The organism is Mycobacteroides sp. LB1, assembly GCF_013449725.1.
Lineage (GTDB): Bacteria > Actinomycetota > Actinomycetes > Mycobacteriales > Mycobacteriaceae > Mycobacterium.
Genome location: NZ_JACCFF010000007.1, coordinates 294,045 through 315,707 on the forward strand (window position 1 = coordinate 294,045; position 21,663 = coordinate 315,707).

Sequence of the window (21,663 nt, forward strand, 5' to 3'; positions counted from 1 at the left end):
ACATATCTACCTGGGATGGCGCTGCGCCCTATACCTCCGGCGAAGGCGGAATGGGACCCGATTTGGCGGTATTGCCGGGGGTTCCTGTTCAGCGATTGGTTTGAGGTCCAAGACGAGGTGGCCCCGACAGCGGAGACGCGGCTGTTCGATGACCACATGTGGCAGGGCGATGAGCCGATGGATGCGGTGGTCGCCCTGTTTCACCGGATCGGGACGAAAGAAGGACGGGCACTTTTTGAGCAGGCGTTGCGATCTGGCATCGATTCGCTAAGTGATCCTCCCGAGGAGCTGTTGCGCCTGTTCAAGGAGATGGAGCAGCTCCCAGAATGGTTTGATCCGGTGAAAGCTGAACGGGGGCGCCAGCGGGTGCTAGCGGTTTCGCTGCCCGCGCAATTCGCCACATTAGTGTTCGGACTATTCGACACGGTGCTGAACACGGATGTCTCAGCGTCGACCGGGGCGAGCGGGAGATTCCGTTACGACGGGGCCAACCGGACGGCGGAGACCATGTTCATCGTCTCCGAAGCGGGCCGGCGCGGGGCGGTGCTGCCGGGCGGCGACGGGTACCGGCTGGCGCTGCGCGTCCGATTGATGCATTCGTTCGCCAGGCACGGTCTCCGGAAAGCCTGGGGCGATGAGCACTATCGCCAGCACGGCAACCCGATATCAAACGCGTCATTGTGCGGATTCTGGGAGGCCTCCTCCACTGGTCTGCTGATCGATCACGCGCTGGGCCGCACCTGCACCGTCGACGACTACGACGACATCTGGCACTACTTCTCGTACTGGTCATACCTGTTCGGAGTGAGTGACCCGTTGCTTCCCAAGGGCGGCATGCACGCGATGCGCAGTTTTGACTATCTGATGGCCCGGTCAGGCCGTCCGGGGCCGCAGCGTGCTGAGCTCCTGGATTCGCTGATCACAAATTTTGTGCATCTCTCCGGAATGGAAACCGCGCGTGGGGAACCATCCAAAACAGGCAAGTGGCTCTTTGCCTACCTACTCGCGGGGCTGGGCGTGCTCATCATGGGCACTGAGACGACGCGACTGGCGTTCGCCGACACAGCATACGAGAACATCGATTTCGCAAGAGCGGGGCGGTGGACACGACGAGGTATGAAAATCGCGGCCCTCACAAGCAACGTTGTCGACCACGTTCCGGGAAGTGGCGTAATTCGTCGGCGAGCGCACGCCGAAACAGGACTCTTGGGCAAGTTGATTGACAAAATGGGACGTGCGTATGCGAAGAAGAACAAGTTAATCCTCGACTACAGCACGCACGACAACGGCCACACCACGACGCAGGACTTCCTGCGAAACCGTTCCGCCACGACAGCGCGCTAGAAACATATGTATGTAAGCGTTACTCCTCACTGCGACCGCCCAACTAGGGCATAGGGCTGGCATGCGACGGCGATCACTACACCCGCGGAATCTTGGGGCAGTAAAGAAAGTTCTCACACAACAGCAGTTCGCCCCCGCGGCGTCGCGCAGTGCGACGAACTCTTCCGCTCATCCCAGAATCGGCATGAGTGCGCGCACCTCGCTCACCTGGCATGCTGGTGATATGCCTGGTAAGGAAATCGATAAGCAGCGGGCAAGTGCCGCGCTGGCGGTGATCCGTCAGCACCCGGGGATGGCGCTGTTCGCCGCCGTCCCGGTGCTGGCAGTGCTCGGAGCGGTGTGGTGGATCGCGGGTCTCGGCTGGGCGCTGGTGCTCACCGTCGTCATCGTGCTCGCCGGTGGCGCCGCGATCGTCATGCGCCGCAGCTGATTTAGCTCGCGATTATTGGGTGCGAGCTCGCGCCCAGCTTCTCTCTCGCTGTTCGCTGTAGGCGAACGCCCTGCCGGTTGTAAGTATGTAATCTTGTAATCATGAAACGAGATCAACAATCCGACGCTTCCGACGCCGCGGATTGGTTCGCCGGGCGCCTGCCCGACGGCTGGTTCAGCGGTGACCCCGAAGTGGTCGTTGACCGCGAAGAAATCACGGTCATTGGTCGGCTGCCCGCCGATGAGGACGACAAAGAAAGCGAGGCTCGCGCATCGGGCCGTGCCTCTCGCTTCCGGGAAGAGACTCGCTCTCATCGAATGCGCATCGCCGACGAGGCGCAGGCCCGGTATGGACGCAAGGTTTCCTGGGGTGTCGATGTTGGCGCCGCTGAGGCAACAGAGCGAATCCTGTTCACCCACATCGCCGTTCCGGTGATGACGCGGCTGCGACAGCCCGAGCGTCAGGTGCTCGACACTCTGGTCGAGGCCGGAGTCGCCCGCTCCCGCGCCGACGCGCTGGCCTGGGCGGTGCGGCTGGTCGGTGAGCACACCGAGGACTGGCTGGACAAGCTACGCGGCGCCATGACGGAGGTTCGGGATCTGCGAACCCAGGGTCCGCAGCTCTAGGCCTGCGTCATCGCGAAGTAGGCGCCTCGGCGCGCCAGGAGTTCAGCATGGGTGCCGCTCTCGACGACGCTGCCGCCATCCATCACCACGATCCGGTCGGCATCACGAATGGTGGAAAGCCGATGGGCGATAATGAAACTCGTCCTATCTCGGCGCAGCTCGGCCATGGCCTGCTGGATCCGCAGCTCGGTTCGGGTATCCACCGAACTCGTTGCCTCATCGAGTATTAGCAGCTGTGGACGCGCCAGGAACGCCCGCGCGATAGTGATCAACTGTTTCTCGCCGGCGCTGATGTTCTCACCGTCGTCGGCGATCCTGGTGTCATATCCGTCGGGGAGTGTCTGCACGAACCGGTCCACATAGGCGGCACGTGCCGCTTCCCGAACTTCGTCTTCGGAGGCCCCGGGCCGCCCGTAGGCAATGTTCTCGGCAATGGATCCGCCGAACAGCCAGGTGTCCTGCAGGACCATCCCCATCCGCGACCGCAGGTCATGACGGCTCATCATCGAGATATCCACGCCGTCAAGCAGTATTCGCCCTGAGTCGACGTCGTAGAAGCGCATCAGCAGGTTCACCAGAGTGGTCTTTCCCGCCCCGGTCGGCCCGACGATCGCGACCGTCTGCCCCGGTTCGACGGTGAGTGACAGTCCGTCGATCACCGGGGTATCGGGGGAGTAGCCAAAGCTGATGTTCTCGAACTCGACACTGGGAGACCCGACAGGAATCGAGGCCGGAGATACCGGGTCCGCCGATTCTTCGTCGGCATCGAGCAGCTCGAAAACCCTTTCGGCGCTGGCGAGTCCGGACTGCAAAGTGTTGTACATGGCGGCCACCTGCGTCAGCGGCATATTGAATTGCCGCACATACTGCGTGAATGCCTGGATGCTGCCCAGGGTCAGATCGCCCGAGGCGACCTTGAGGCCGCCCACCACGGCCACCGCCACATAGCTCAGATTTCCGATGAACGCCGTTGCCGGTGATACCAACCCCGAGAAGAACTGCGCACCAAAGGAACTTCGGTATACTTTGGCGTTTCGATCCGCGAAGATCGCCTCCGCTTCCGCGCGATGCCCGTACGTCTTGACGATGGTGAAACCGCTGTACGTCTCCTCGATATGCGCGTTCAGTTTCCCGGTGTTGGCCCATTGAGCCACGAACAGCCGTTGCGACCTGCGGGCGATCGTGCGTGTCACCCATAGGGACATCGGCACCGTCGCGAGCGTGATCGCGGCCAGTAGCGGCGAAATGCTGAGCATCATTGCCAGCACCGCCACCAGCGTCAACATCGAGCTCAGCAGTTGGTTGATGCTCATCTGCAGAGATGTCTGGATATTGTCCACATCGTTGGTGACGCGACTGAGAATCTCACCACGCTGCCGGGAATCGAAGTACGACAATGGAAGCCGGTGCAGTTTGTCTTCTACGTCGGCGCGGAGGGCCACCACGGTCCGCTGCACGGTGACGTTGAGAAGCCGCGCCTGCGCCCACGCCAACAACCCGGCCACCAGATACAAACTCAAAGCCATCGCCAACGTCATCCCCACCGCACGGAAGTCGACACCCGTCCCGGGTATGACGTTCATGCCGGACAGCATCTGCGCGAACTGGCCGTCCCCCCGGGCGCGGGCGGCCTCGACGGCCTGTTCCTTGGTGAGCCCCGCGGGCAGCTCCCGTCCGATTACTCCGTTGAACAACAGATCGGTGGCGTGCCCCAGGATGCGCGGCCCGATTACCCCGATCGCGATACCCGTCATCGAGAGGGTAATCACCGCGGCGGTCAGAAGCCGTTGCGGAGCGAGACGCTTCACCATCCGTATGGCGGTGCCGCGGAAGTCTCGGGAACGTTCAGCGGGCCCCTGCTGTACGCCCCGAAATCCGATCGCTCGAGTCATACCTGCAACACCGCCTGCGAGTCGCAGATCTCCCGGTACATTCCGCAGCACCCCAGCAGCTCGGCATGGGTACCCACCGCGGCGACGCGGCCATCCTCCAGTACTACGATCTGGTCGGCATCCATGATCGTCGAAATACGTTGTGCCACTACGATGATAGTCGCGCTCGAGGAAACGCCGCGCAACGCTTCTCTCAGTCGCGCGTCGGTGCGCACGTCCAGTGCCGAGAACGCGTCATCGAATAGGTAGATACTCGGACGACGAACCACCGCGCGTGCGATCGCAATGCGCTGACGCTGCCCGCCCGAGAAGTTGATACCGCCCTGCGATACCGGCATCTGTAGGCCTGCGCCATGTGCTCGGACGAAATCCGCCGCCTGCGCAACCTGCAGTGCCTCCCACATCTCATCCTCGGTGGCATCCGACTTGCCGTAACGCAGATTACTTTCCACCGTCCCGGAGAACAGGTATCCCCGTTGTGGAACCAAACCGATTACGGTCCAGAGGTTCTCGGGGTCATACCGCCGCACATCGTTACCGCCCACACGTACCGAACCGGCCGTCACGTCGTGCAAACGGGGGACCAGGGACACCAGCGTGCTTTTGCCGCATCCGGTCGCGCCGACCACGGCGGTGACCGTTCCGGGCCGTGCCGTGAATGAAACCCCGTCCAGAACAGCGCGTTCGGCGCCGGGATAGCGGAACCCCGCATTAGCGAACTCAACGGTGGGATCCATGGCGTCGACGCCAACAGGATCCGCCGGGGCCGTGATGGATCCGACCGTTTCGAACACTTCGGTAATCCGTTCGGCGCACGCCGATGCGCGCGGCACCATGATGGCCAGCATCGTGAGCATCATCATCGACATGAGGATCTGCAAGAAGTAGGACAGGAAGGCCACCAGCGATCCCACCTGCATCTGGCCCTGATCGATGCGTAGCCCGCCGAACCAGATCAGCGCCACGCTGGAGGTGTTGATGACCAGCGAGGTGGTGGGCAACATCAGGGCTTGCCACCGGCCCGCAGCTAGGGCCGCCTCGGACACTTCAGCGTTGGCCGCCCCAAATCGGTTGCGCTCCACCGCTTCCCGGGTGAATGCGCGCACCACCCGAATGCCGGTCAATTGTTCACGCATGACCCGATTGATGCCGTCGATGAGTCGCTGCATTCTGCGGAAGATCGGCAGCATCGACCGCACGATGTACCAGTTGGCCAGACCGAGCGCCGGCATGCTCACGATGAGCAGCCAGGACAGCCCTGCGTTCTGGTGAATCGCCATGGCGATACCGCCGATGCACATGATCGGCGCCGTCACCAGCATGGTGCAGGTGACCTGGACCAGCAGCTGCAGCTGCTGCACGTCATTGGTGGTGCGGGTCAATAACGTAGGTGCACCGAATCCGGCCGACTCCTCGGCGGAGAAGCCGGTGATGTGGTGGAACAGCGCCCACCGCATATCGCGGCCGAACCCCATACCCGTCCTGGACCCGAAATACACCGCGCCGATCGAGCAGACGATCTGCACCAGTGTCACCCCGAGCATCACCATGCCCAGCCGCATGATCGTGGGCGTATCGCCTTGTGCCACCCCGTCGTCGATGATCGCTGCATTGACGGTCGGCAGATACAGCGACGCCAGTGTGCTGACGATCTGCAGCGTGACGACGACGGCGACCAGGCTGCGGTAGGGGCGGACATAACGTGACAGGAGGGCCCGCAACTGACCCTGAGGCATGGGCACAACTGTCGCACACGACTCCGGCAACAAACCCGCAGCTCAGTGGTTGACTCGGGTTTGTGCCGCTACAGTGCACATGTGAGGTTGGGCCTGGATTCACGCAACGTGTTGAGCAAGTGTGTTGTCGCATTGGCGATGGTCGCACTGGTGTTGACTGCCTGCTCGGGCGGCGATAAGTCCGATCCGCCCAATGGCACCGGGCCGAACGCCACGTCACCTCAGCAGACCAAGTCCAAGGGCGTTGAAGGCCCGATGTTCGCGGAGTGTGGCGGGGTCAGCGACCAGGCAATGATGCAGCTGACCAAGGTCATGGGTCTGGTGGGCACCGCCAAGAATTCTGTGGGCTGTGTCTGGCTCCGGGGTGGCAGCATCGCGGGACCGCACTTCTCATTCAACTGGTATCGCGGCAGCCCTATCGGCCGGGAGCGGGCGACGGAAGAGCGGACGCGCCCGAGCGTCGAAGACGTCGAGATTGCCGGGTACAAGGGATTCATCGCGACCAACGGCTACCCGGGCACCGCGACCACCCTGTGTGAGATCGGCATGGACTTCGGAAACGACTTCATCGAATGGTCAATCAACTTCGAGCCCGGAACCGGTGCCCCCGACTCCTGCGATGTCGCCAAACAGCTGACCGAGACATCCATCAAGGCGGCCAAGAAATGACATATCGGATGACAAAGTCATTGTTCGCGACGTTGTGCGCGGCACTCATCGTGTTCACGTCGGCGGGCTGCGGCGGCACCGTTGACGGCGAGGCGGTAATGCCCGGCAGTGGCGACACGGGGGACGGCACCAACGCCGAGCAGAAGTACCCCAACCTGCTCAAGGAATGTGAAGTGCTCACCACGGACATCCTCGCCAAGGTCGTCGACGCGGACCCCAAGGACATTCAGAGCACATTCGTGGGTGCCGTGTGCCGGTGGCAGGCGATGAGCAAGAGCGGTGGCCTGGTCGATATCACCCGCTTCTGGTTCGAGACCGGCAGCCTCGACGCCGAGAAGGCCACAGCGAACAGCCTGAAATACAACGTCCAGGAACGGGCGATACAAGGAATTCCGTCGATCGTGATGAGGCCGCCGGATCAGCCGGGTGCCTGTGGAGTTGCCAGTGACACCGCAGGTGTTGTTGGATGGTGGGTCAACCCGCAGGGCCAAGGCGGAGACTCATGCACGCAGGCAATCAAATTGATGGAGATGACGCTGTCAGTGAACATCTGACGCGTCATGTTCGCTCGTCCCGGATCGTCGGGATACTTCTGTGTGCCGTGTTGGCCCCGGGAATCCTGTTCAGCGCCGGATGTTCTGGCCACCACCGTGAACTCGGCGGCCACGAGGTAACGACCGCGAATGACGTTCGGGTGGGCCCGGCGTACTCCGAGTGCGGCAGCCTCACCACTCCTGATGTCGCGGCGGTGGTGCGTCGTACCGACCTCAAATTGATTGCGAAAACCCCCGCAGGTTGCACGTGGTCTCCCAGCGGATCCTGGAGCACATTGCCGAACGTCGCTCTCACCTGGTATCGAGGCAGCCCGATTGGGCGCGAACGTGAGGGGGAGGAACGGACGAGGGACGAGGTCAAGGACTTCTCGGCCGGGGGTAAGCGCGGTTTCATCAGCTCGACCTACGGGATGTGCGTCACCGCCCTCGAATATGGGGACGGCCAGTTCTTTGAATTGGCGGTCACCCTGCTCGGCGCCGGTCACGGCACCTCATCAGATGCGTGCCACTGTGCGATGAAGTTGTCCACCCAGGTGGCGGAGAAGGTCTGAGTACGCCTCTAGCGCGGCACGTGGAACGTCGTGAGCGAGGCTCCGCCCAGTTCGAGCCGCGACCACGGCGAACGAGTCGTCAGGACCGCCAATGCCGAGGTCGGAAACTTGGTGGAGATGCGGTTCGCGGCGTCGGCGCTACTCGTACCCGCGTCGGCGAGTGCGAGCGCCAGCTGCGATGTGGTGGGTTCGTGCCCGACGACAAGCACGGTGATCGCGGAATCAGGCACCGCATTGATCTCGCCGAGGGTGATCCCCACCGTCGAGTCGTACAACTTGTTGCTGAATCTGACGAGTTGACTGTGGACCCCGGTCTGAGTCAGCGTCGCGCGGGTCCGGGTGGCGGTGGAACACAGCACCGCGTCGATCCGATTGAAATTGTCCTGCAGCCAGGTTCCGGCCTGAGTGGCTTGGCGGCTGCCGCGCAGGTTCAGTGGACGCTCGTGGTCGTCCACCCCGGGTGGGTAGGCCGACTTCGCGTGTCGCATCAGGATGAGGGTGCGTTTCACCAACTGGTCCTCCGACATGAGTCGTACCGTAGCCCGGCTACGTGACGAGCACCGGGCAAATGCGCGACCTGTGGATAGGCTGTATTGCAGGGTCCAAGGGATCGGGCGCTGCCTCCCCGGGGTTGTCGGTCGGCGGCCATAGACTTCGGCATGTGAAGTTCCTGCACACCGCTGACTGGCAGCTGGGCATGACGCGGCATTTCCTTGCCGGCGAGGCCCAGCCGCAGTACTCAGCCGCGCGTCGGGAGGCTATTGCCTCTGTTGGTGACGTTGCTGTGGAGCAGGGTTGCGACTTCATGGTGGTGTGCGGAGACGTCTTCGAGTCCAATCAGCTGGCGCCGCGCGTCATCAGCCAGGCGTTGGAGGTCATGCGCGGGGTCGGCGTGGATATCTATCTGCTGCCTGGCAATCATGATCCGTTAGACGCCGCCTCGGTGTACACCAGTGAGCTGTTCCTGGCCGAAAAACCCGCGAACGTCCACGTGCTCGATACCGCCGGGGTACATCGGGTGGCCGACGGTGTGGAGCTGGTCGCGGTGCCGTGGCGATCGAAGGCGCCCACACACGATCTCGTTGCCGAACAGCTGGAGGGACTGCCCGTCGACGGCACCCGACGCATCGTGGTGGCCCACGGCGGTATCGACATACTCGACCCCGACCCGACGAAACCGGCGCTCATCGCGCTGAAGGCCGTCGAGGACGCCGTTGCCCGGGGTGCGGTCCACTATGTGGCATTGGGCGATAAGCACTCCCGTACTCAGGTGGGTGCCAGCGGGCGGGTCTGGTACTCGGGGGCACCCGAGGTCACCAACTACGACGATATCGAGTCCGACCCGGGGCACGCCCTTGTGGTGAATCTGGACGAATCGGGTGCGGTTCAGGTGGATGCCCATCATGTGGGCCGGTGGCGGTTTGTGACGCTGCGACGGTCGGTGGACCACGCGCGCGATATCGCCGATCTGGGACTCAACCTCGAACTGTTGCCGGATAAGGAGCGCACGGTGGTGCGGTTGGCGCTTACCGGCACGCTCAGTGTGACCGATAACGCCGTGCTCGAAGAGTGCCTGGACAAGTACACCCGCCTTTTCGCGAGCGTGCGGACGTGGGAGCGGCATACCGATATTGCGGTGATACCCGTCGACGGCGAGTTCAGCGATCTCGGTGTCGGCGGTTTCGCCGGCTCGGCGATCGCCGAGCTTAAGGAGATGGCGGCCGCCGGTGGGGCAGCGTCCGCAGATGCTCAGGGCGCGCTGTCGTTGCTACTGCGCCTCACCTCTAGTGCTGGACTGGGCGGCCCGGCACTGGGCAGTTCAACGAAAAGAGGGTCGGCGGCGTGAAGCTGCATCGGCTCTCTGTCACCAACTATCGCGGAATCGCACACCGCGACATCACCTTTCCTGATCGAGGGGTGGTGGTGGTGAGTGGTGCGAACGAGATCGGCAAGACGTCCATGATCGAGGCGTTGGACCTGCTGATCGAATCGAAGGACCGCTCCACCAAGAAGGACGTAAAACAGGTCAAGCCCACCTTCGCCGATGTCGGCTCCGAGATTGAGGCCGAGATCAGTTGTGGTCCTTACCGGTTCGTGTATCACAAGCGTTTCCACAAGCGTGCTGAGACACACCTGACGATCATCGAACCGCGACGCGAACAGCTCTCCGGAGATGAGGCGCATCAGCGGGTGCTGGATATGCTCGATCAGTCGATCGACATGAATTTGTGGAAGGCGCAACGGGTTCTGCAGTCAGCGGGGGCGGGTGCGCTCGATCTGTCATCGAGTGATGCGCTGACCCGGGCCCTGGATCTGGCCGCCGGACAATCGGTCGCATTGTCGGGCAGCGAGCCGGACCTGGTGGAGCGGATCGACGCGGAATATGCGCTGTATTTCACCGCGACCGGACGTCCCACTGGCGAATGGGCCAGGGCCTCTGCGCGTCTGACCGCCGCCGAGGATGCCCTCGCCGTCGCTAACGCGGCCGTGGCAGAGGTCGATCAGCAGGTCCGCGAGCATGATGAGCTGACACGGGAGCTGGCCTCGGTCATCGCTGGCCGTGCCGAGGTGGGCCGTCGCCTGGCTCCGTTGGAGCAAGCCTCCCAAGCCGTTTCGGCGCTGGTGCAACAGCACGCCAACGCCACCGTGGTCGCCGAGGCGGCACAGGCCGCTGTGATGGCAGCGCAGCTGAAACGCGATGAGCGGGCTCAGCTGGTCGCCGATACCCACGCCCGGCGAGCCTCGATCGACGGGCTCGCGGAACACGTTGCCGCCGTGGCGGAGTCACACGCGACGGCACAGCAGGTATCCGAGGCCGCTGAGGCCGCCGCGGTCCAGGCGACGCAAACCCTTGACGGTGCCCGTGCGCACGTGGAGTCGGCACGGGATACGTTGGATCGCGCGCTCGCCCGGGACGAGGTGGATGGGTTGGCGGCCAGGGTGTCGCGTATCGACCTCACCACCCGGCAGTTGGCAATGGCCGGCGCGGAGCTTTCGGCGATGGTGATCACTCCGCAGACTCTGGGCGCGATCGAGACCGCCGCACGCGCTGTCGGGATGGCAGAGGTAGCTCTGGAGACCGCCTCGGCACAGGTCGAGGTCCGGGCGCTCGTCGATGTGGAGATCACCGCCAACGGTCAGCAGCTGCGGGTCGCGGCGGGGGAGCAGTGGGCGAGCGCTGCCTCGGACACCATCGAGATCACTGCTCCCGGTGTGGCGGTCACCCGAATCATTCCGGGGGCCAATGCCGCTCAGCTGCGTGACAACCTTGATACCACCCGCAATACCCTGTCGGTCGCATTGACCGCTGCCGGTGTCGCCGATGTAGAGCAGGCGCAGAAGCAGTATGAGCGGCGTACTGAGCTGAGTGCCGAACGCGACCGGTTGACGGCGCTACTCGACGGCCTATTGGCGTCGGAGAATCTTGACGTGTTGCGCGAGAAGCTGGGCAGGTTACGCGAGTTGGCGCCGGAGGCCACCGGATTGTGGGATGCCATCGATCCGGCGCAGGCGCGCGCCGAGGTCACCAGGTTGGTGGCCGAGGTGGAACGCATGCAGGCCGATGAGGTCACCCACCGCCAGGCGGTCCAGGCGGCGAGTCAGCGGCTCGCCGAGAAGGCCACCGAGGCAACGGTATTGCGGGAGAAGAAAGCCGCCCGCGCGGAGGAGTTGAGCGCCGTCGAGCAGCGTCTTGCCCAGGTGCGGGCCTCGGCTTCCGATGATGCGCTCACAGAGCGCCATGACCAAGCGGTACAGGCGGCAGACCTGACCACTCGGCGTGTCGCCGATCTCGTGAGCCAGTTGGCGAAGCTGGAGGCCGACCGGGTGCGCGCTGAACTCGCCGAGGTTTCCGGGCGGGCGCTCGCATTGGATCAGCGGCATGAGTCACTGCGTCATCAGCTGCGTGACATCTCGGTGCGTCTGGAGGTGTTCGGCAGGCAAGGGCGCAAGGATCAGCTTGATGCTGCAGCCTCTGAGCATGAGTATGCAGCAACGGAATTCACGCGTATCGGTGCGAAGGCTAGGGCCGTCGACACGCTACGATCGGTGATGCTGCGGCACCGTGATGGTATGAGATTGCGCTATGTCGACCCGTTCCGCGCGGAGCTGGAACGGTTGGGCCGCATGGTCTTCGGCCCCACCTTCGAAGTGGATATCGATAGCGATCTGAGTATCCGCAGCCGGACACTCGACGGCAGGACTGTCCCCTACGAGTCGCTCTCAGGTGGCGCGAAGGAGCAGCTGGGGATCGTGGCGAGGCTGGCCAGTGCCGCACTCGTGGCACCTCAGGATGCAGTGCCCGTCATCATCGATGATGCGCTGGGGTTTACCGACAGCGACAGGCTGCAGCGTATGGGCGAGGTGTTCGACGCGGTGGGTACCGAGGCGCAGGTGATCGTGCTGACCTGCAGTCCCGAGCGCTACCACGCGGTCACCGGGGCACAGCGAATCAGCTTGTCAGCCTGAGCAGCTCGCCCACACCCCTCAGAAGTAGGCGTTTGCGGGCACCGGTGTGCCGTGCAGCAGGTTCTGGCCGATCACGCGGGCCTTGTAGTGCACCGGGTTGTGCAGGCTGATGGTCCGGACATTGCGCCAGTGCCGATCCAGGTTGCGGCTCCGGCTGGCGGCGCTGGCGCCGCCCAGGTCCAGCAGCTTGGTCGTGGCATCGAGCGCGACGGCGTCGATATGCACCTTGGCCTTGGCGACTGCCAACTGTGCTTCCTCTGCCAGCTCCGCGTCGGGGATTCCCTCTCGCAGTGATGCGGTGGCGGCGCCGACGGCATCTGCCGCCGCAAGAACCACCGCCTCTGCGGCGAACGCGGTTGCGCTCAACTCACCGAGGGTGCGTTGCAGCAGTGGGTCGTCGACGGGGCGTTCAGTGAGAGCGTGGCTGAAGTTACGTTGACGGGAGCGGAGCAGCGCCGCGCCGTCATCCACCACTGACCGCAGCACGCCGGCGACAATCGCCAGGATGTAGAGCTGCAGTGACGCATATTGCGTGGTGGGTACCGGGGATGCGTCATACGCTGTGTCGGAAAGGATTTCGTCGGTTTCGACGTCGACCTGGGTGAAGATGGTGGTGCCGGTACCGGTACGTCGCTGGCCGAAGCCGTCCCAATCGTCCACGAGTCGCACACCGTCGCGGTCACCGGGGACGATCACCGATGCGACCGAATCACGGTCGGTGGTGGCGGTGACCGTCAGGTAGTCCGCGAACAACGTCCCGGTGCTGTAGAACTTTTCACCGTTCAGGCGATACCCATTACCGACCGGCAGCAGACGGGTGTTGAACACCAGGCCGCCGACTGCCAATGTGCCCTTCTCGCTGAACGCGTTGGCGAAGAGGTTCCCCTCGTTCACCTTGGTCAGCCAAGCTGCCGAGGCGGCGTCAGGCAGCGTGCGCAGCCGTTCCTCGACGAACCAGAAGTGGGTACGGAAGATGTGCGCGACGATGGGGTCGGCCTGCGCGACATCGATGATGGCGGAAAAGAGTTGCCGCACAGAAAGTCCCGCGCCACCGAGTTCGGCCGGGATGCGCAGCCGCCCAAAGCCGGCCTCCTTCAGCAGGCGAACTTGGTCAAAGGGATTTTCGTCAGCCAGATCGCGATCACGCGCCCCGTTCGCAACCTGGGCGAGTAGATTCCGGTAGGTCTCGGTGCCGGGCAGCGCGCGGATGTCGAGGACTGACGAGGCGGAAGTCATGTCTTCGTTGTACGCAGAGTGTCAATTGGCGGCATCGCTTTGAATCACCCAGAACCGAAGCGGCAATATAGGTCACGATGATTCGCACAGTTCTGTCATGGTTTCCGCAGTTCACGCTGCTATGCGCCTTCGCATTCGCCTGTCTGCTGTTGTTCACTCCCGGCGGTACCGTCCCGTCAGGTCCTCCCGGGGCCGACAAGGTGGTGCATTTCCTGATATTCGGGATGTTGGCGGTGTCCTCGCGTTTCGCGAGGATCGGTGAGAAACCCACGTTGGCATGGGTTCTGGCCTTCGCGGCATGCTCGGAGGTGATTCAAGCGTTGTGGATTCCGCATCGTGACGGCAGCCTGCTGGATCTGCTCGCCGATGCGGTCGGCCTGCTTACAGGGCTGCTGTTGTGGCAGAAGGTTCGCCCTGGTCCTCGGGGACGGCGGGCTCCGGAATGACGGTCTTGACGAGGCCGGTGTGAGCCAGACCGCTGGTGACCAGATCTAGCTGACGCAGCGCGCGATTCAGGGCGGCGGCAGCGTCCGCGTCGGTGGGGTGATCGGTGTCCACCAGCATGCCGATCGTGTTGAGGATCGAGCCGGCGATGAGTTCGGCCGCGATCTCGAGGTCCTCGGTGGTGTGGTGGTTCATTGCCGGGTTGCGTGCCAGCTCCACCACCACGTCGTTGGTGAGCATGCGCATTTCGTTGTTGATGGCACGACGCACCGGAGCCGAGCCACCGTGACGTTCACGCACCAGAAACCGGAAGTTGTTCGCGTGCTCGCTCACGCGGTCGACCATGAGGCCGAGAATCTTGGCGGGGTTGTCACTGCCCGCCTCACGCCGGGCCGAACGAAAGGTGTCACGAAGCGCGCGAATGCTCTCCTCGGCGAGGATGGTGCCCAGGTCTTCCATCGATTCAAAGTGTCGATAGAAGGCGGTGGGAACCAAACCTGCGGATCGTGCCACCTCGCGCAGGCTCAGGGTGGCGAAGCCACGAACTTTGAGTAGGTCCAAGGTCCCGTCGAGCAATGCGCGGCGGGTGTGCAACTTCTTCTCGGCACGGCTATGGCGCATACGTGTCAGTGTACGAGCGTGCTCTTGGTGATCGGGTGATTTGTTCGAAACCACGTTGTTCGGCCGTATTGACAGGTTCATCTACGTTGCGCACACTAAGTCCAGTGCACAATTGTTCACTATTTGGTTACTGAATCCGAAAGGACAGTGCAGCATGGTGGGACCTGTTGAGCGCAACGTCAACGTCGTCCAGGAAGTCGTGGAGTCGGTCGGGTCTCGTGTAGGCCGGATCATCCGCATTATCACGCGGACGGTGGGGGAAGTTGCACGCGAAGTGAGCGGCGTCGTGGCTGATGGGTTCGAGATCGCCGAGGCCAGTAAGCGGGCGCGTGCTGACCAAGAACGGTGGGACGCCAACGAGGGTGGCGATGTCGATCTCGATGACGAGGACGAGGATCTTGATGTTGCTGATGACGTTGCTGACGACGAGATCGCCGATGACAAGATCGATGCCGTGGTGGAAGAGGTGACTTCCGACTCAGAGGTTGACGAGGCGCGCGGCGGCGCTTCCGAGCAGGAGAGGGTCTAACCGTGTCGGCTCCAGCGTTGCAGCCCGAATCCCTTTCCGTGCCGACCGCCGCGGCGGCCGGCGGTTGTCCGGTCAATCACGATCTGTATCCCGGTGGGCCCACGTTCTTGCGGTGGCACCATACGAAGGTCGGCTATTTTAAGTCTTGGCGCATCGCGCTGGGCGCCGTGTGGTCGGTGTATCGGCACTCCATCTTCGAGTATGTCTCCGACATGCCAGGCCAAGACGACCTGTTGGTGGCGCGGGCTCCCATGCGCAAGCTCGTCGTCGTCCGCAACCCGGAAATGGCGCGGTATGTGTTGGTGGCCAACCAGGACAACTACATCAAGTGTGCCGAATATGATTTGCTTGCAGTCGGTTTCGGCCGCGGTCTGGTCACCGATCTGAACGAAGCGCAGTGGAACCGGAACCGTCGGTTGGTCCAGCCGATCTTCGCTAAACGGCAGGTTGACCTGTTCGCGCCGCAGATGGCCGAGGCTAGCGCCCGGACCCTGGAACGCTGGGACAACCTATATGCCCAGGGCAAGCCGGTGGACATCACCGCCGAGATGAACTATCTGACCATGGATATCGTTGCGCAGACGATGTTCGGGATCGATCTCTCTGGCGATATGGCCGAGCGGATGCGGATCAGCTTCGCGCGGCTGCTCAAGCTCTTCGGTATTGGATTCATAGCGGGCGCGGCACCCCCGCTGCGTTGGATAGTCGACAAGCTCGCCACTCATGGGCCGGACGAATTATCTTCACACACACCGCGATTGGCGATTCGCGCGCTGCGCATCGGAGCCTCGGTGATCGCGCCGCGAACCATGCGTGGATTGCGGTGGATTGAGCACACCATCGATCAGCTTATCGCCGACCATCGAAGCGGGCGCATCACCCGGCAAGACAATCTGCTGGCGCTGCTGATGGCGGCCGAGGACCCGGAGACCGGTGCCAAATACACGGACCTGGAGATCCGCGACGAGCTGATGACGTTCCTGGGAGCAGGTTTCGAGACGACGGCCGCGGCGTTGGCGTGGACCTGGTACCTGTTGTCGCGCAACCCCGAGGCCCGCGTCACGCTGGGCGAAGAAGTCGACCGGGTGCTGCAGGGTCGTTTGCCAACCGCCGAGGATGTCGACAACTTGCCGTGGACCGCCGCAGTGGTCAACGAGGCGATGCGGGTGTGTCCGCCGATTATTGGCGTGGCGCGCACCGCGAAGGAGCGGGATGTGCTGGGGGACTACCCGATCGAGGCGGGAAGCACAGTGGCGATTGTCATCGACAGCATTCATCAGAATGAGCGAGTCTGGGAGAATGCCTCGAAGTTCGATCCCTCACGGTTCCTCAAGGAGAACCTGGAGCCGGAACAGCGTAAGGCGCACATGCCTTTCGGCGCCGGTAAGCGGATGTGCATTGCGTCGGGCTTCGCGAACCTGGAGGCCGTCATCGGAGTGGCGGCGCTGGCCCAGCAATATGAGTTGGACATGCTGCCGGGACAGAATCCGCGCCGTGAGGTGACGTTCACCGGCGGGCCCGAGGGTGAGATCCTGATGAAGCTGCGCCGACGGCATCCGTGACACTGGTGGAGTGACGATCCTTACCGAGGCCCTTCGTGGCCAGTTGACGGCTCGGTGGCTGCAACCGCACCGGCGCCACCATAACCTCGTGCATCTGCGTGAAGTGCTGGATGCTGTTGACCTGCTCGCTGGTGACGGCATGGTCTTTGACAGGGAGCCCGTCGAATTGGCGGTGTGGTTCCACGATGCGGTGTACGAGATCGGGCATGGCGATAACGAGGTGCAGTCGGCCGCATTAGCGCAGGATCTGTTGCCTCCCAACGCCAGCCGGGAGGTTATCCGCCTGGTTCTGATCACCGAGACTCATCGCGTGGAACCAGGCGACGTCAACGGCGCCGTGCTGAGCGATGCCGATCTGTCGGTGCTTGGGTCCTCTGATGACCGCTACGCGCGGTACGCGGCGGCGGTACGCGAGGAGTACGAGGTGGTGCCGGACCATGTCTTCAATCGTGAGCGGGCGCGGATCCTGGGTGCGTTACTGGAACAGGATTCGATATTCCACACCGAAGCCGGCAGAGTGCGCTGGGAAGCCGCCGCGCGGAGCAATGTCGAGGCGGAGCTGCGCAGACTCACTGCGTGATGCCCGCGTGTCTCAGGTGCGCCGATATACCGTGGCGAGCCCGTTGTCCTTCGGGCATGAGGCGACGCCGCGTGAATGCCACTTCTCGTCGGGAGCGTTGGTGGTCTCAATGGTGAAGTGTCGCAATATGGTTCGCAACACAACGTCCATCTCCATGTTCGCGAACGCGGCCCCAACACAGCGTCGGGTACCGCCGCCATAGGGCACCCAGGAATTACCGGGTTTGGTGTCCGCGAAACGGTCGGGGTCGAAGCGCTCCGGATCAGGAAATGCGGTGGGATCGTCCTGCATGAGGCTGACGCTCACCAGGACCGTCCAGCCATGCGGGATGCGATAGTCCCCAATGTCCACATACGGCGCGAACACATGGCGGCCCGCGAAGTCGATGACCGGCCGGCTGCGCTGTACCTCCAGGATCGTCGCCTGCCGATACTCGTTGTGCTCGGTCTGTGCCTCCTCAACCAGACGCGTGAGTATGCGCGGGTGGCGGCTTATCCGCTCGAGCGCCCACGCCAGGGTAGTGGCCGTGGTCTCATGGCCGGCCGCCAACAGGGTGAGGAGTTCGTCGCCGACATCGCTGCGCGACATTGAGGTGCCGTCGTCGTAGGTCGAGCGCAGCAGTAGCGCGAGAATATCGGTGCGATCTTCGAAATCCGTTGCGGCAAGAGCCCTGTCGATAAGGACGTTGATGACCTTGTCGTAGTGCTTGCGTTTGGTCTCGAGCTGGCCCCACGGGCTGAACCGGCCATAGATGCGTTTGGGCTGCGGGAATCTGGTGACGGCCGAGGCGAGGACAACCCAGGGCGGAATGAGCTTCCGTAGTTGGTCGAGCTCGGCGCCGTCGGCGCCGAAGACCGCGCGCAGGATCGCGTTGAGCGTGATCCGCATCATCGGTTCCATGATTTCGAACTGTTGACCTTCGGGCCATGACGCGCACTCACGCAGCGTCTCTTCCTCGATGATCTGCTCGTACTGAACCATCGCCTTGCCGTGGAACTTTGGTGCGAGCAGCTTGCGGCGGTGCCGGTGTTCCTTGCGTTCGAGCCCGAACACCGAGCCGGACCCCAGTACCTGACTGAGATTCGGCTGGATGTTGCCCAGGGCCTCGGTGCTGGTGCTGAACACCTGACGCGCGAGGTCCGGGTCGCCAACGATCACGGTGCGCCCGTACTTGGGAATGTTGATCGTGTAGATCTTCCCGTACTGCTTGGCCAGCTGGCGGGTTGTCCAGCGGCGCGAGGCCACGAATGCGATGCCCTGAGCCAGCTTGGGGAATGGCACCGTTGGCGGCGGGCTTGGCTCGGACGCAGCCGTTTCCCGGTCGATGGTTGAGGCCTCGGTCACGTCACCCTCCACGGCGTTGTGGTGTTAGTAGACATGTGTCTGATAAAGGATCGTACATCTGTCATGTCGGTCACACCAGGGGGAACTGAGGCCGATTTCTGCGGCGGGTCGACTTGACAGGGGTACCTCTGGCACCATGTACCTCACCTGGCTCAGAAGTCACTGTGGTTTGGAGGACGCATTGATGACTCGATGGACGACCGCGATCGTTGTCGCCGTCGTCTTCGCGTTTGGTGTCCCCGTGTTGGGTACCTCTGGGACCGCGAGCGCCGAACCGATGGCGGTGGGCAAGGATTTCTCGAAACCGGCCGTCGTCATTCTGGGCTACGGACTCAAGCCCGACGGCTCGATGCGGGACAAGCTCTATCAGCGAGTGGCAACCGGCAGAACGATCGCCAACATGTTCCCGAATTCGTTCATCATCGTGACCGGAGGCAATCCGCAGAATGGCGTGTCGGAGGCCGAGCAGATGCGCAACATGCTTGTCGGCCTTGGCTATCCGTCCGACCGGATCGTCGTGGAGCCCCGGGCCAACAGCACGGTGCAGAACGCGCAGTTCTCGGTGCCGCTGGCGAAGCAGGCGGGTGCATCCGGAATCATCCTGGTGACGAACTCGACCCACCAGCAGCGCGCTGACCGGAACTTCACCGACGCGGGTGGCAACGTGCTGGCCACCGCGAGTTTCCCCGACGGGGATGCGCCCACCAATATCGGTCAGTTCATGCGCGACATCATCAGCCCGTTCCGGTAACACGGAAGCGCTACTCTTCACAGAGCAACCGCCCGTCGGGAATGAACCCGCCGGGATCGTTGGTTTACCGATCGTGGCGCTCACCGGTGTGCGCATTCTTCGCATACCGCCCTGGAGCCCATTGATGACTGCCCTTGTCGAAACACCCACGCAGCCCGTGCTGCCGGTGTCGCCGCGAGTCCGGCGAGCCGCCATCTTCGCGCTCGCCATCGGTGGATTCGGAATCGGGACAACCGAATTCGTGGCGATGGGCCTACTCCCCAATATCGCGCATGGCTTCGGTGTCACCGAACCCGAGGCCGGGCACGTCATCAGCGCCTACGCGCTCGGCGTCGTGGTCGGCGCTCCGATCATCGCGGCGCTTACCGCCCGCGCCGCGCGTCGGACGCTGCTCATTGCCCTCATGATCGCGTTCACCATCGGCAATGCCGCCACCATGTTCGCGCCCGGTTATGCGGCGCTCATCGTCTCCAGGTTCGTTTCCGGCCTGCCGCACGGTGCCTACTTCGGTATCGCGGCCTTGGTGGCGGCACACCTGGCGGGTCCCGGCGGACGTGCCAAGGCAGTGGGGCAGACCATGCTCGGTCTGTCAGTGGCCAATGTGGTGGGGGTTCCCGCCGCGACCTGGCTGGGCAACACGGTGGGCTGGCGTGCGGCCTTCGCCGTCGTCGCGGTCATCGGTGTGGTCACTATCGTGGCGTTGCTGCGGTTCCTGCCTGGGCTGACGGACATGACCATCACGAACCCGCTCACCGAGCTCGGGGCACTGCGCCGCGCACAGGTGTGGTTCACCCTGCTGATCGGAATCGTGGGCTTCGGCGGCATGTTCGCCTTCTACACCTACATCAGCACCACGCTCACGAGCGTCTCCGGGCTGCCGAAGGCCGTCGTCCCGCTCGCGCTGGCCCTCTATGGCATCGGCATGGTGACCGGAAACGTGCTGGGCGGCTGGATGGCCGACCGCAGTGTGGTCAGGGCGATCACCGTCGGTCTGGTGCTGGTTGCGGTGATGCTCGTGATTTTCGTGGCTGTATCCGGAAATCCTTGGGCGGCATTGGTGCTGGTGTTTGCGGTAGGAGTATCCGGGACGTCCCTGGTGCCCGCGTTGCAGACGCGCCTCATGGACGTCGGCGAGGATGCACAGACACTGGCCGCTGCGCTCAATCACTCGGCGCTCAACATCGCCAACGCGGGCGGTGCCTGGCTCGGTGGGCTGGTTATCACCGCGGGGTACGGCTACCGGGCCCCCTCGCTCGTCGGGGCGGCGCTTGCCGTGGCAGGTCTCGGGGTGTTGGCGCTCTCGCTGCTGTACGCGCGGTGGAGGTCCGAGCCGCTGCCTGCGGCTGACTAGATCTGCGGCAGGCCGTTGGACCCGATTGTCGGTGGCGGCATGAAACAGGGCGGGACACCGGGTGCATAGGGAGGAACGCACGGCTGCGGGAAACACTGCTGCCCGTTCCAACCCGAGGGCTGGTTGAACGGGCAGACCGGAATCGGGTCGGCATAGGCGGCCGGTGCGCACAGCATCAATACCGCACCGATCACACCGATTACCGCTGCCTTGGACACGAGTTCCATTGTATTGGAATAGCCTTTCGCTATGGCTGGCGTAGGCGAAGCAAGACCGGTGGGCAAGGAGTCGCTCTGGGCCAGGTGGCGGGGGCGCCTGATAGCGGTTGTTGCGCTGCTGCTGGCCCTTCTGGCCGTGTACTTCGCGTTGTCGGCCTTCATCCCACGCTGGTGGGCACAGCGCATCGCCGGCATGTCGGGCCACGGCAGCTTCACCCAGGGGATTTGGAGTGGGTTGGTTCTCGGTCTGGTGTGCACGGGGGTGCCATTGCTGCTCCTGCTCTCCGCGGCGCTTCTATGGCAACGTCGTGGCGGCAAGTTCATGGCCGGGGTGCTCGCGTTGCTCTCGTTGATCCTCGCCTTGCCCAACCTCATGACGCTGACCATCGTGCTCGGAACCAGCAATTCCGCACATGCCGGTGAGCGTGTGCTTGATGTCGAGGCACCGGGGTTTCGGGGGGCGACGGTGATAGGCGCGATCATCGCGTTGGTGATCGTCCTGGTCGTTTCGTTCTTCACGGTGCGTAAGAGGTATCGCCGGGTGAAGACCGAGAAGCAGCAGGCCCGCGAGGCCGCCGCGGCGGAAAGGCCCGCGGCCGAGTAAATGTGTGTGCCCTCGGCAGGAATCGAACCTGCGGCCTTCTGCTCCGGAGGCAGACGCTCTATCCCCTGAGCTACGAGGGCATCAAGGCCCTGACAGCCTAGCGCATCCTGATCGCGGCCCCGGACACCGTTTCGGTCGCGGATAAAGGATTCGG

22 protein-coding genes and 1 tRNA gene are annotated in these 21,663 nt (G+C 63.4%); 15 read left to right on the forward strand and 8 right to left on the reverse strand.

Annotation, left to right across the window (positions count from 1 at the left end; translation table 11 throughout):
* The first annotated feature begins 156 nt into the window (after positions 1-156).
* The 3 genes from MLB1_RS23265 (at position 157) to MLB1_RS23275 (ending at position 2,400) form a co-directional block, all read left to right on the forward strand.
* Positions 157-1,344 (forward strand): oxygenase MpaB family protein, encoded by a 1,188-nt coding sequence (locus MLB1_RS23265; RefSeq protein ID WP_180752204.1) that lies wholly within the window; start codon positions 157-159, stop codon positions 1,342-1,344.
* Between the two features lie 223 nt (positions 1,345-1,567).
* A complete protein-coding gene (locus tag MLB1_RS23270) occupies positions 1,568-1,774 on the forward strand; it encodes a hypothetical protein (RefSeq protein WP_180752205.1) in 207 nt (68 codons plus the stop codon).
* A 101-nt stretch (positions 1,775-1,875) separates the two neighbouring features.
* The gene (locus MLB1_RS23275; RefSeq protein ID WP_180752206.1) at positions 1,876-2,400 is read left to right on the forward strand and encodes a hypothetical protein; all 525 of its coding nucleotides are present in this window, start codon (positions 1,876-1,878) and stop codon (positions 2,398-2,400) included.
* On the opposite strand, the gene MLB1_RS23280 is transcribed toward MLB1_RS23275, so the two are convergent.
* Both MLB1_RS23280 and MLB1_RS23285 read right to left on the reverse strand, forming a co-directional pair.
* Complete coding sequence (locus tag MLB1_RS23280; protein ID WP_180752207.1) at positions 2,397-4,292, reverse strand: ABC transporter ATP-binding protein; 1,896 nt, start codon at positions 4,290-4,292, stop codon at positions 2,397-2,399. The two genes, MLB1_RS23275 and MLB1_RS23280, sit on opposite strands and share 4 nt — an antisense overlap.
* Positions 4,289-6,013: an ABC transporter ATP-binding protein gene (locus MLB1_RS23285; protein ID WP_180752281.1), complete on the reverse strand. Its 1,725-nt coding sequence runs from the start codon at positions 6,011-6,013 to the stop codon at positions 4,289-4,291. The genes MLB1_RS23280 and MLB1_RS23285 overlap by 4 nt, the downstream gene beginning before the upstream one ends.
* Positions 6,014-6,136: 123 nt before the next feature.
* Here MLB1_RS23285 and MLB1_RS23290 point away from each other — a divergent pair, with 123 nt between their 5' ends.
* Genes MLB1_RS23290 through MLB1_RS23300 form a run of 3 tightly spaced genes read left to right on the forward strand, consistent with a single transcriptional unit; the run spans position 6,137 to position 7,802 of the window.
* The gene (locus MLB1_RS23290; protein ID WP_180752282.1) at positions 6,137-6,697 is read left to right on the forward strand and encodes a DUF3558 domain-containing protein; all 561 of its coding nucleotides are present in this window, start codon (positions 6,137-6,139) and stop codon (positions 6,695-6,697) included.
* On the forward strand, positions 6,694-7,251 hold the full coding sequence (locus MLB1_RS23295; protein ID WP_180752208.1) for a DUF3558 domain-containing protein: 558 nt from the start codon (positions 6,694-6,696) through the stop codon (positions 7,249-7,251). Before MLB1_RS23290 ends, MLB1_RS23295 begins: the two co-directional genes overlap by 4 nt.
* Before the next feature lie 32 nt (positions 7,252-7,283).
* A complete protein-coding gene (locus MLB1_RS23300; protein WP_180752283.1) occupies positions 7,284-7,802 on the forward strand; it encodes a DUF3558 family protein in 519 nt (172 codons plus the stop codon).
* 8 nt (positions 7,803-7,810) lie between these two features.
* Here the strand turns inward: MLB1_RS23300 and MLB1_RS23305 are convergent, their stop codons facing one another.
* Complete coding sequence (locus MLB1_RS23305) at positions 7,811-8,329, reverse strand: histidine phosphatase family protein (protein WP_180752209.1); 519 nt, start codon at positions 8,327-8,329, stop codon at positions 7,811-7,813.
* 134 nt (positions 8,330-8,463) lie between these two features.
* Between MLB1_RS23305 and MLB1_RS23310 the strand changes: the two genes are divergently transcribed.
* Complete coding sequence (locus MLB1_RS23310; protein WP_180752210.1) at positions 8,464-9,648, forward strand: exonuclease SbcCD subunit D; 1,185 nt, start codon at positions 8,464-8,466, stop codon at positions 9,646-9,648.
* A complete protein-coding gene (locus MLB1_RS23315) occupies positions 9,645-12,269 on the forward strand; it encodes an AAA family ATPase (protein ID WP_180752211.1) in 2,625 nt (874 codons plus the stop codon). The genes MLB1_RS23310 and MLB1_RS23315 overlap by 4 nt, the downstream gene beginning before the upstream one ends.
* A gap of 18 nt (positions 12,270-12,287) precedes the next feature.
* Here MLB1_RS23315 and MLB1_RS23320 read toward each other — a convergent pair whose 3' ends face one another.
* A complete protein-coding gene (locus tag MLB1_RS23320) occupies positions 12,288-13,505 on the reverse strand; it encodes an acyl-CoA dehydrogenase family protein (RefSeq protein ID WP_180752212.1) in 1,218 nt (405 codons plus the stop codon).
* A 77-nt stretch (positions 13,506-13,582) separates the two neighbouring features.
* Here MLB1_RS23320 and MLB1_RS23325 point away from each other — a divergent pair, with 77 nt between their 5' ends.
* Positions 13,583-13,951, forward strand: coding sequence for a VanZ family protein (locus MLB1_RS23325; RefSeq protein ID WP_180752213.1), 369 nt, complete (start codon positions 13,583-13,585; stop codon positions 13,949-13,951).
* On the opposite strand, the gene MLB1_RS23330 is transcribed toward MLB1_RS23325, so the two are convergent.
* Positions 13,887-14,570: a TetR family transcriptional regulator gene (locus tag MLB1_RS23330; RefSeq protein WP_180752214.1), complete on the reverse strand. Its 684-nt coding sequence runs from the start codon at positions 14,568-14,570 to the stop codon at positions 13,887-13,889. The genes MLB1_RS23325 and MLB1_RS23330 overlap by 65 nt on opposite strands.
* Positions 14,571-14,724: 154 nt before the next feature.
* Between MLB1_RS23330 and MLB1_RS23335 the strand changes: the two genes are divergently transcribed.
* Genes MLB1_RS23335 through MLB1_RS23345 form a run of 3 tightly spaced genes read left to right on the forward strand, consistent with a single transcriptional unit; the run spans position 14,725 to position 17,241 of the window.
* Positions 14,725-15,099, forward strand: coding sequence for a hypothetical protein (locus MLB1_RS23335; RefSeq protein ID WP_180752215.1), 375 nt, complete (start codon positions 14,725-14,727; stop codon positions 15,097-15,099).
* A gap of 2 nt (positions 15,100-15,101) precedes the next feature.
* A complete protein-coding gene (locus MLB1_RS23340) occupies positions 15,102-16,661 on the forward strand; it encodes a cytochrome P450 (protein WP_180752216.1) in 1,560 nt (519 codons plus the stop codon).
* A gap of 10 nt (positions 16,662-16,671) precedes the next feature.
* Positions 16,672-17,241: a hypothetical protein gene (locus tag MLB1_RS23345; RefSeq protein ID WP_180752217.1), complete on the forward strand. Its 570-nt coding sequence runs from the start codon at positions 16,672-16,674 to the stop codon at positions 17,239-17,241.
* Positions 17,242-17,253: 12 nt separating this feature from the next.
* Here the strand turns inward: MLB1_RS23345 and MLB1_RS23350 are convergent, their stop codons facing one another.
* The gene (locus MLB1_RS23350; protein ID WP_180752218.1) at positions 17,254-18,597 is read right to left on the reverse strand and encodes a cytochrome P450; all 1,344 of its coding nucleotides are present in this window, start codon (positions 18,595-18,597) and stop codon (positions 17,254-17,256) included.
* Positions 18,598-18,754: 157 nt separating this feature from the next.
* Between MLB1_RS23350 and MLB1_RS23355 the strand changes: the two genes are divergently transcribed.
* On the forward strand, positions 18,755-19,336 hold the full coding sequence (locus MLB1_RS23355; protein WP_180752284.1) for a YdcF family protein: 582 nt from the start codon (positions 18,755-18,757) through the stop codon (positions 19,334-19,336).
* A 124-nt stretch (positions 19,337-19,460) separates the two neighbouring features.
* The gene (locus tag MLB1_RS23360) at positions 19,461-20,687 is read left to right on the forward strand and encodes an MFS transporter (protein ID WP_180752219.1); all 1,227 of its coding nucleotides are present in this window, start codon (positions 19,461-19,463) and stop codon (positions 20,685-20,687) included.
* Here the strand turns inward: MLB1_RS23360 and MLB1_RS23365 are convergent.
* A complete protein-coding gene (locus tag MLB1_RS23365) occupies positions 20,684-20,905 on the reverse strand; it encodes a hypothetical protein (protein ID WP_180752220.1) in 222 nt (73 codons plus the stop codon). The genes MLB1_RS23360 and MLB1_RS23365 overlap by 4 nt on opposite strands.
* Before the next feature lie 31 nt (positions 20,906-20,936).
* Here MLB1_RS23365 and MLB1_RS23370 point away from each other — a divergent pair, with 31 nt between their 5' ends.
* Positions 20,937-21,509 (forward strand): permease, encoded by a 573-nt coding sequence (locus tag MLB1_RS23370; RefSeq protein WP_180752221.1) that lies wholly within the window; start codon positions 20,937-20,939, stop codon positions 21,507-21,509.
* Positions 21,510-21,516: 7 nt separating this feature from the next.
* On the opposite strand, the gene MLB1_RS23375 is transcribed toward MLB1_RS23370, so the two are convergent.
* Positions 21,517-21,589: transfer RNA gene (locus tag MLB1_RS23375), tRNA-Arg, on the reverse strand.
* Positions 21,590-21,663 lie beyond the last annotated feature (74 nt).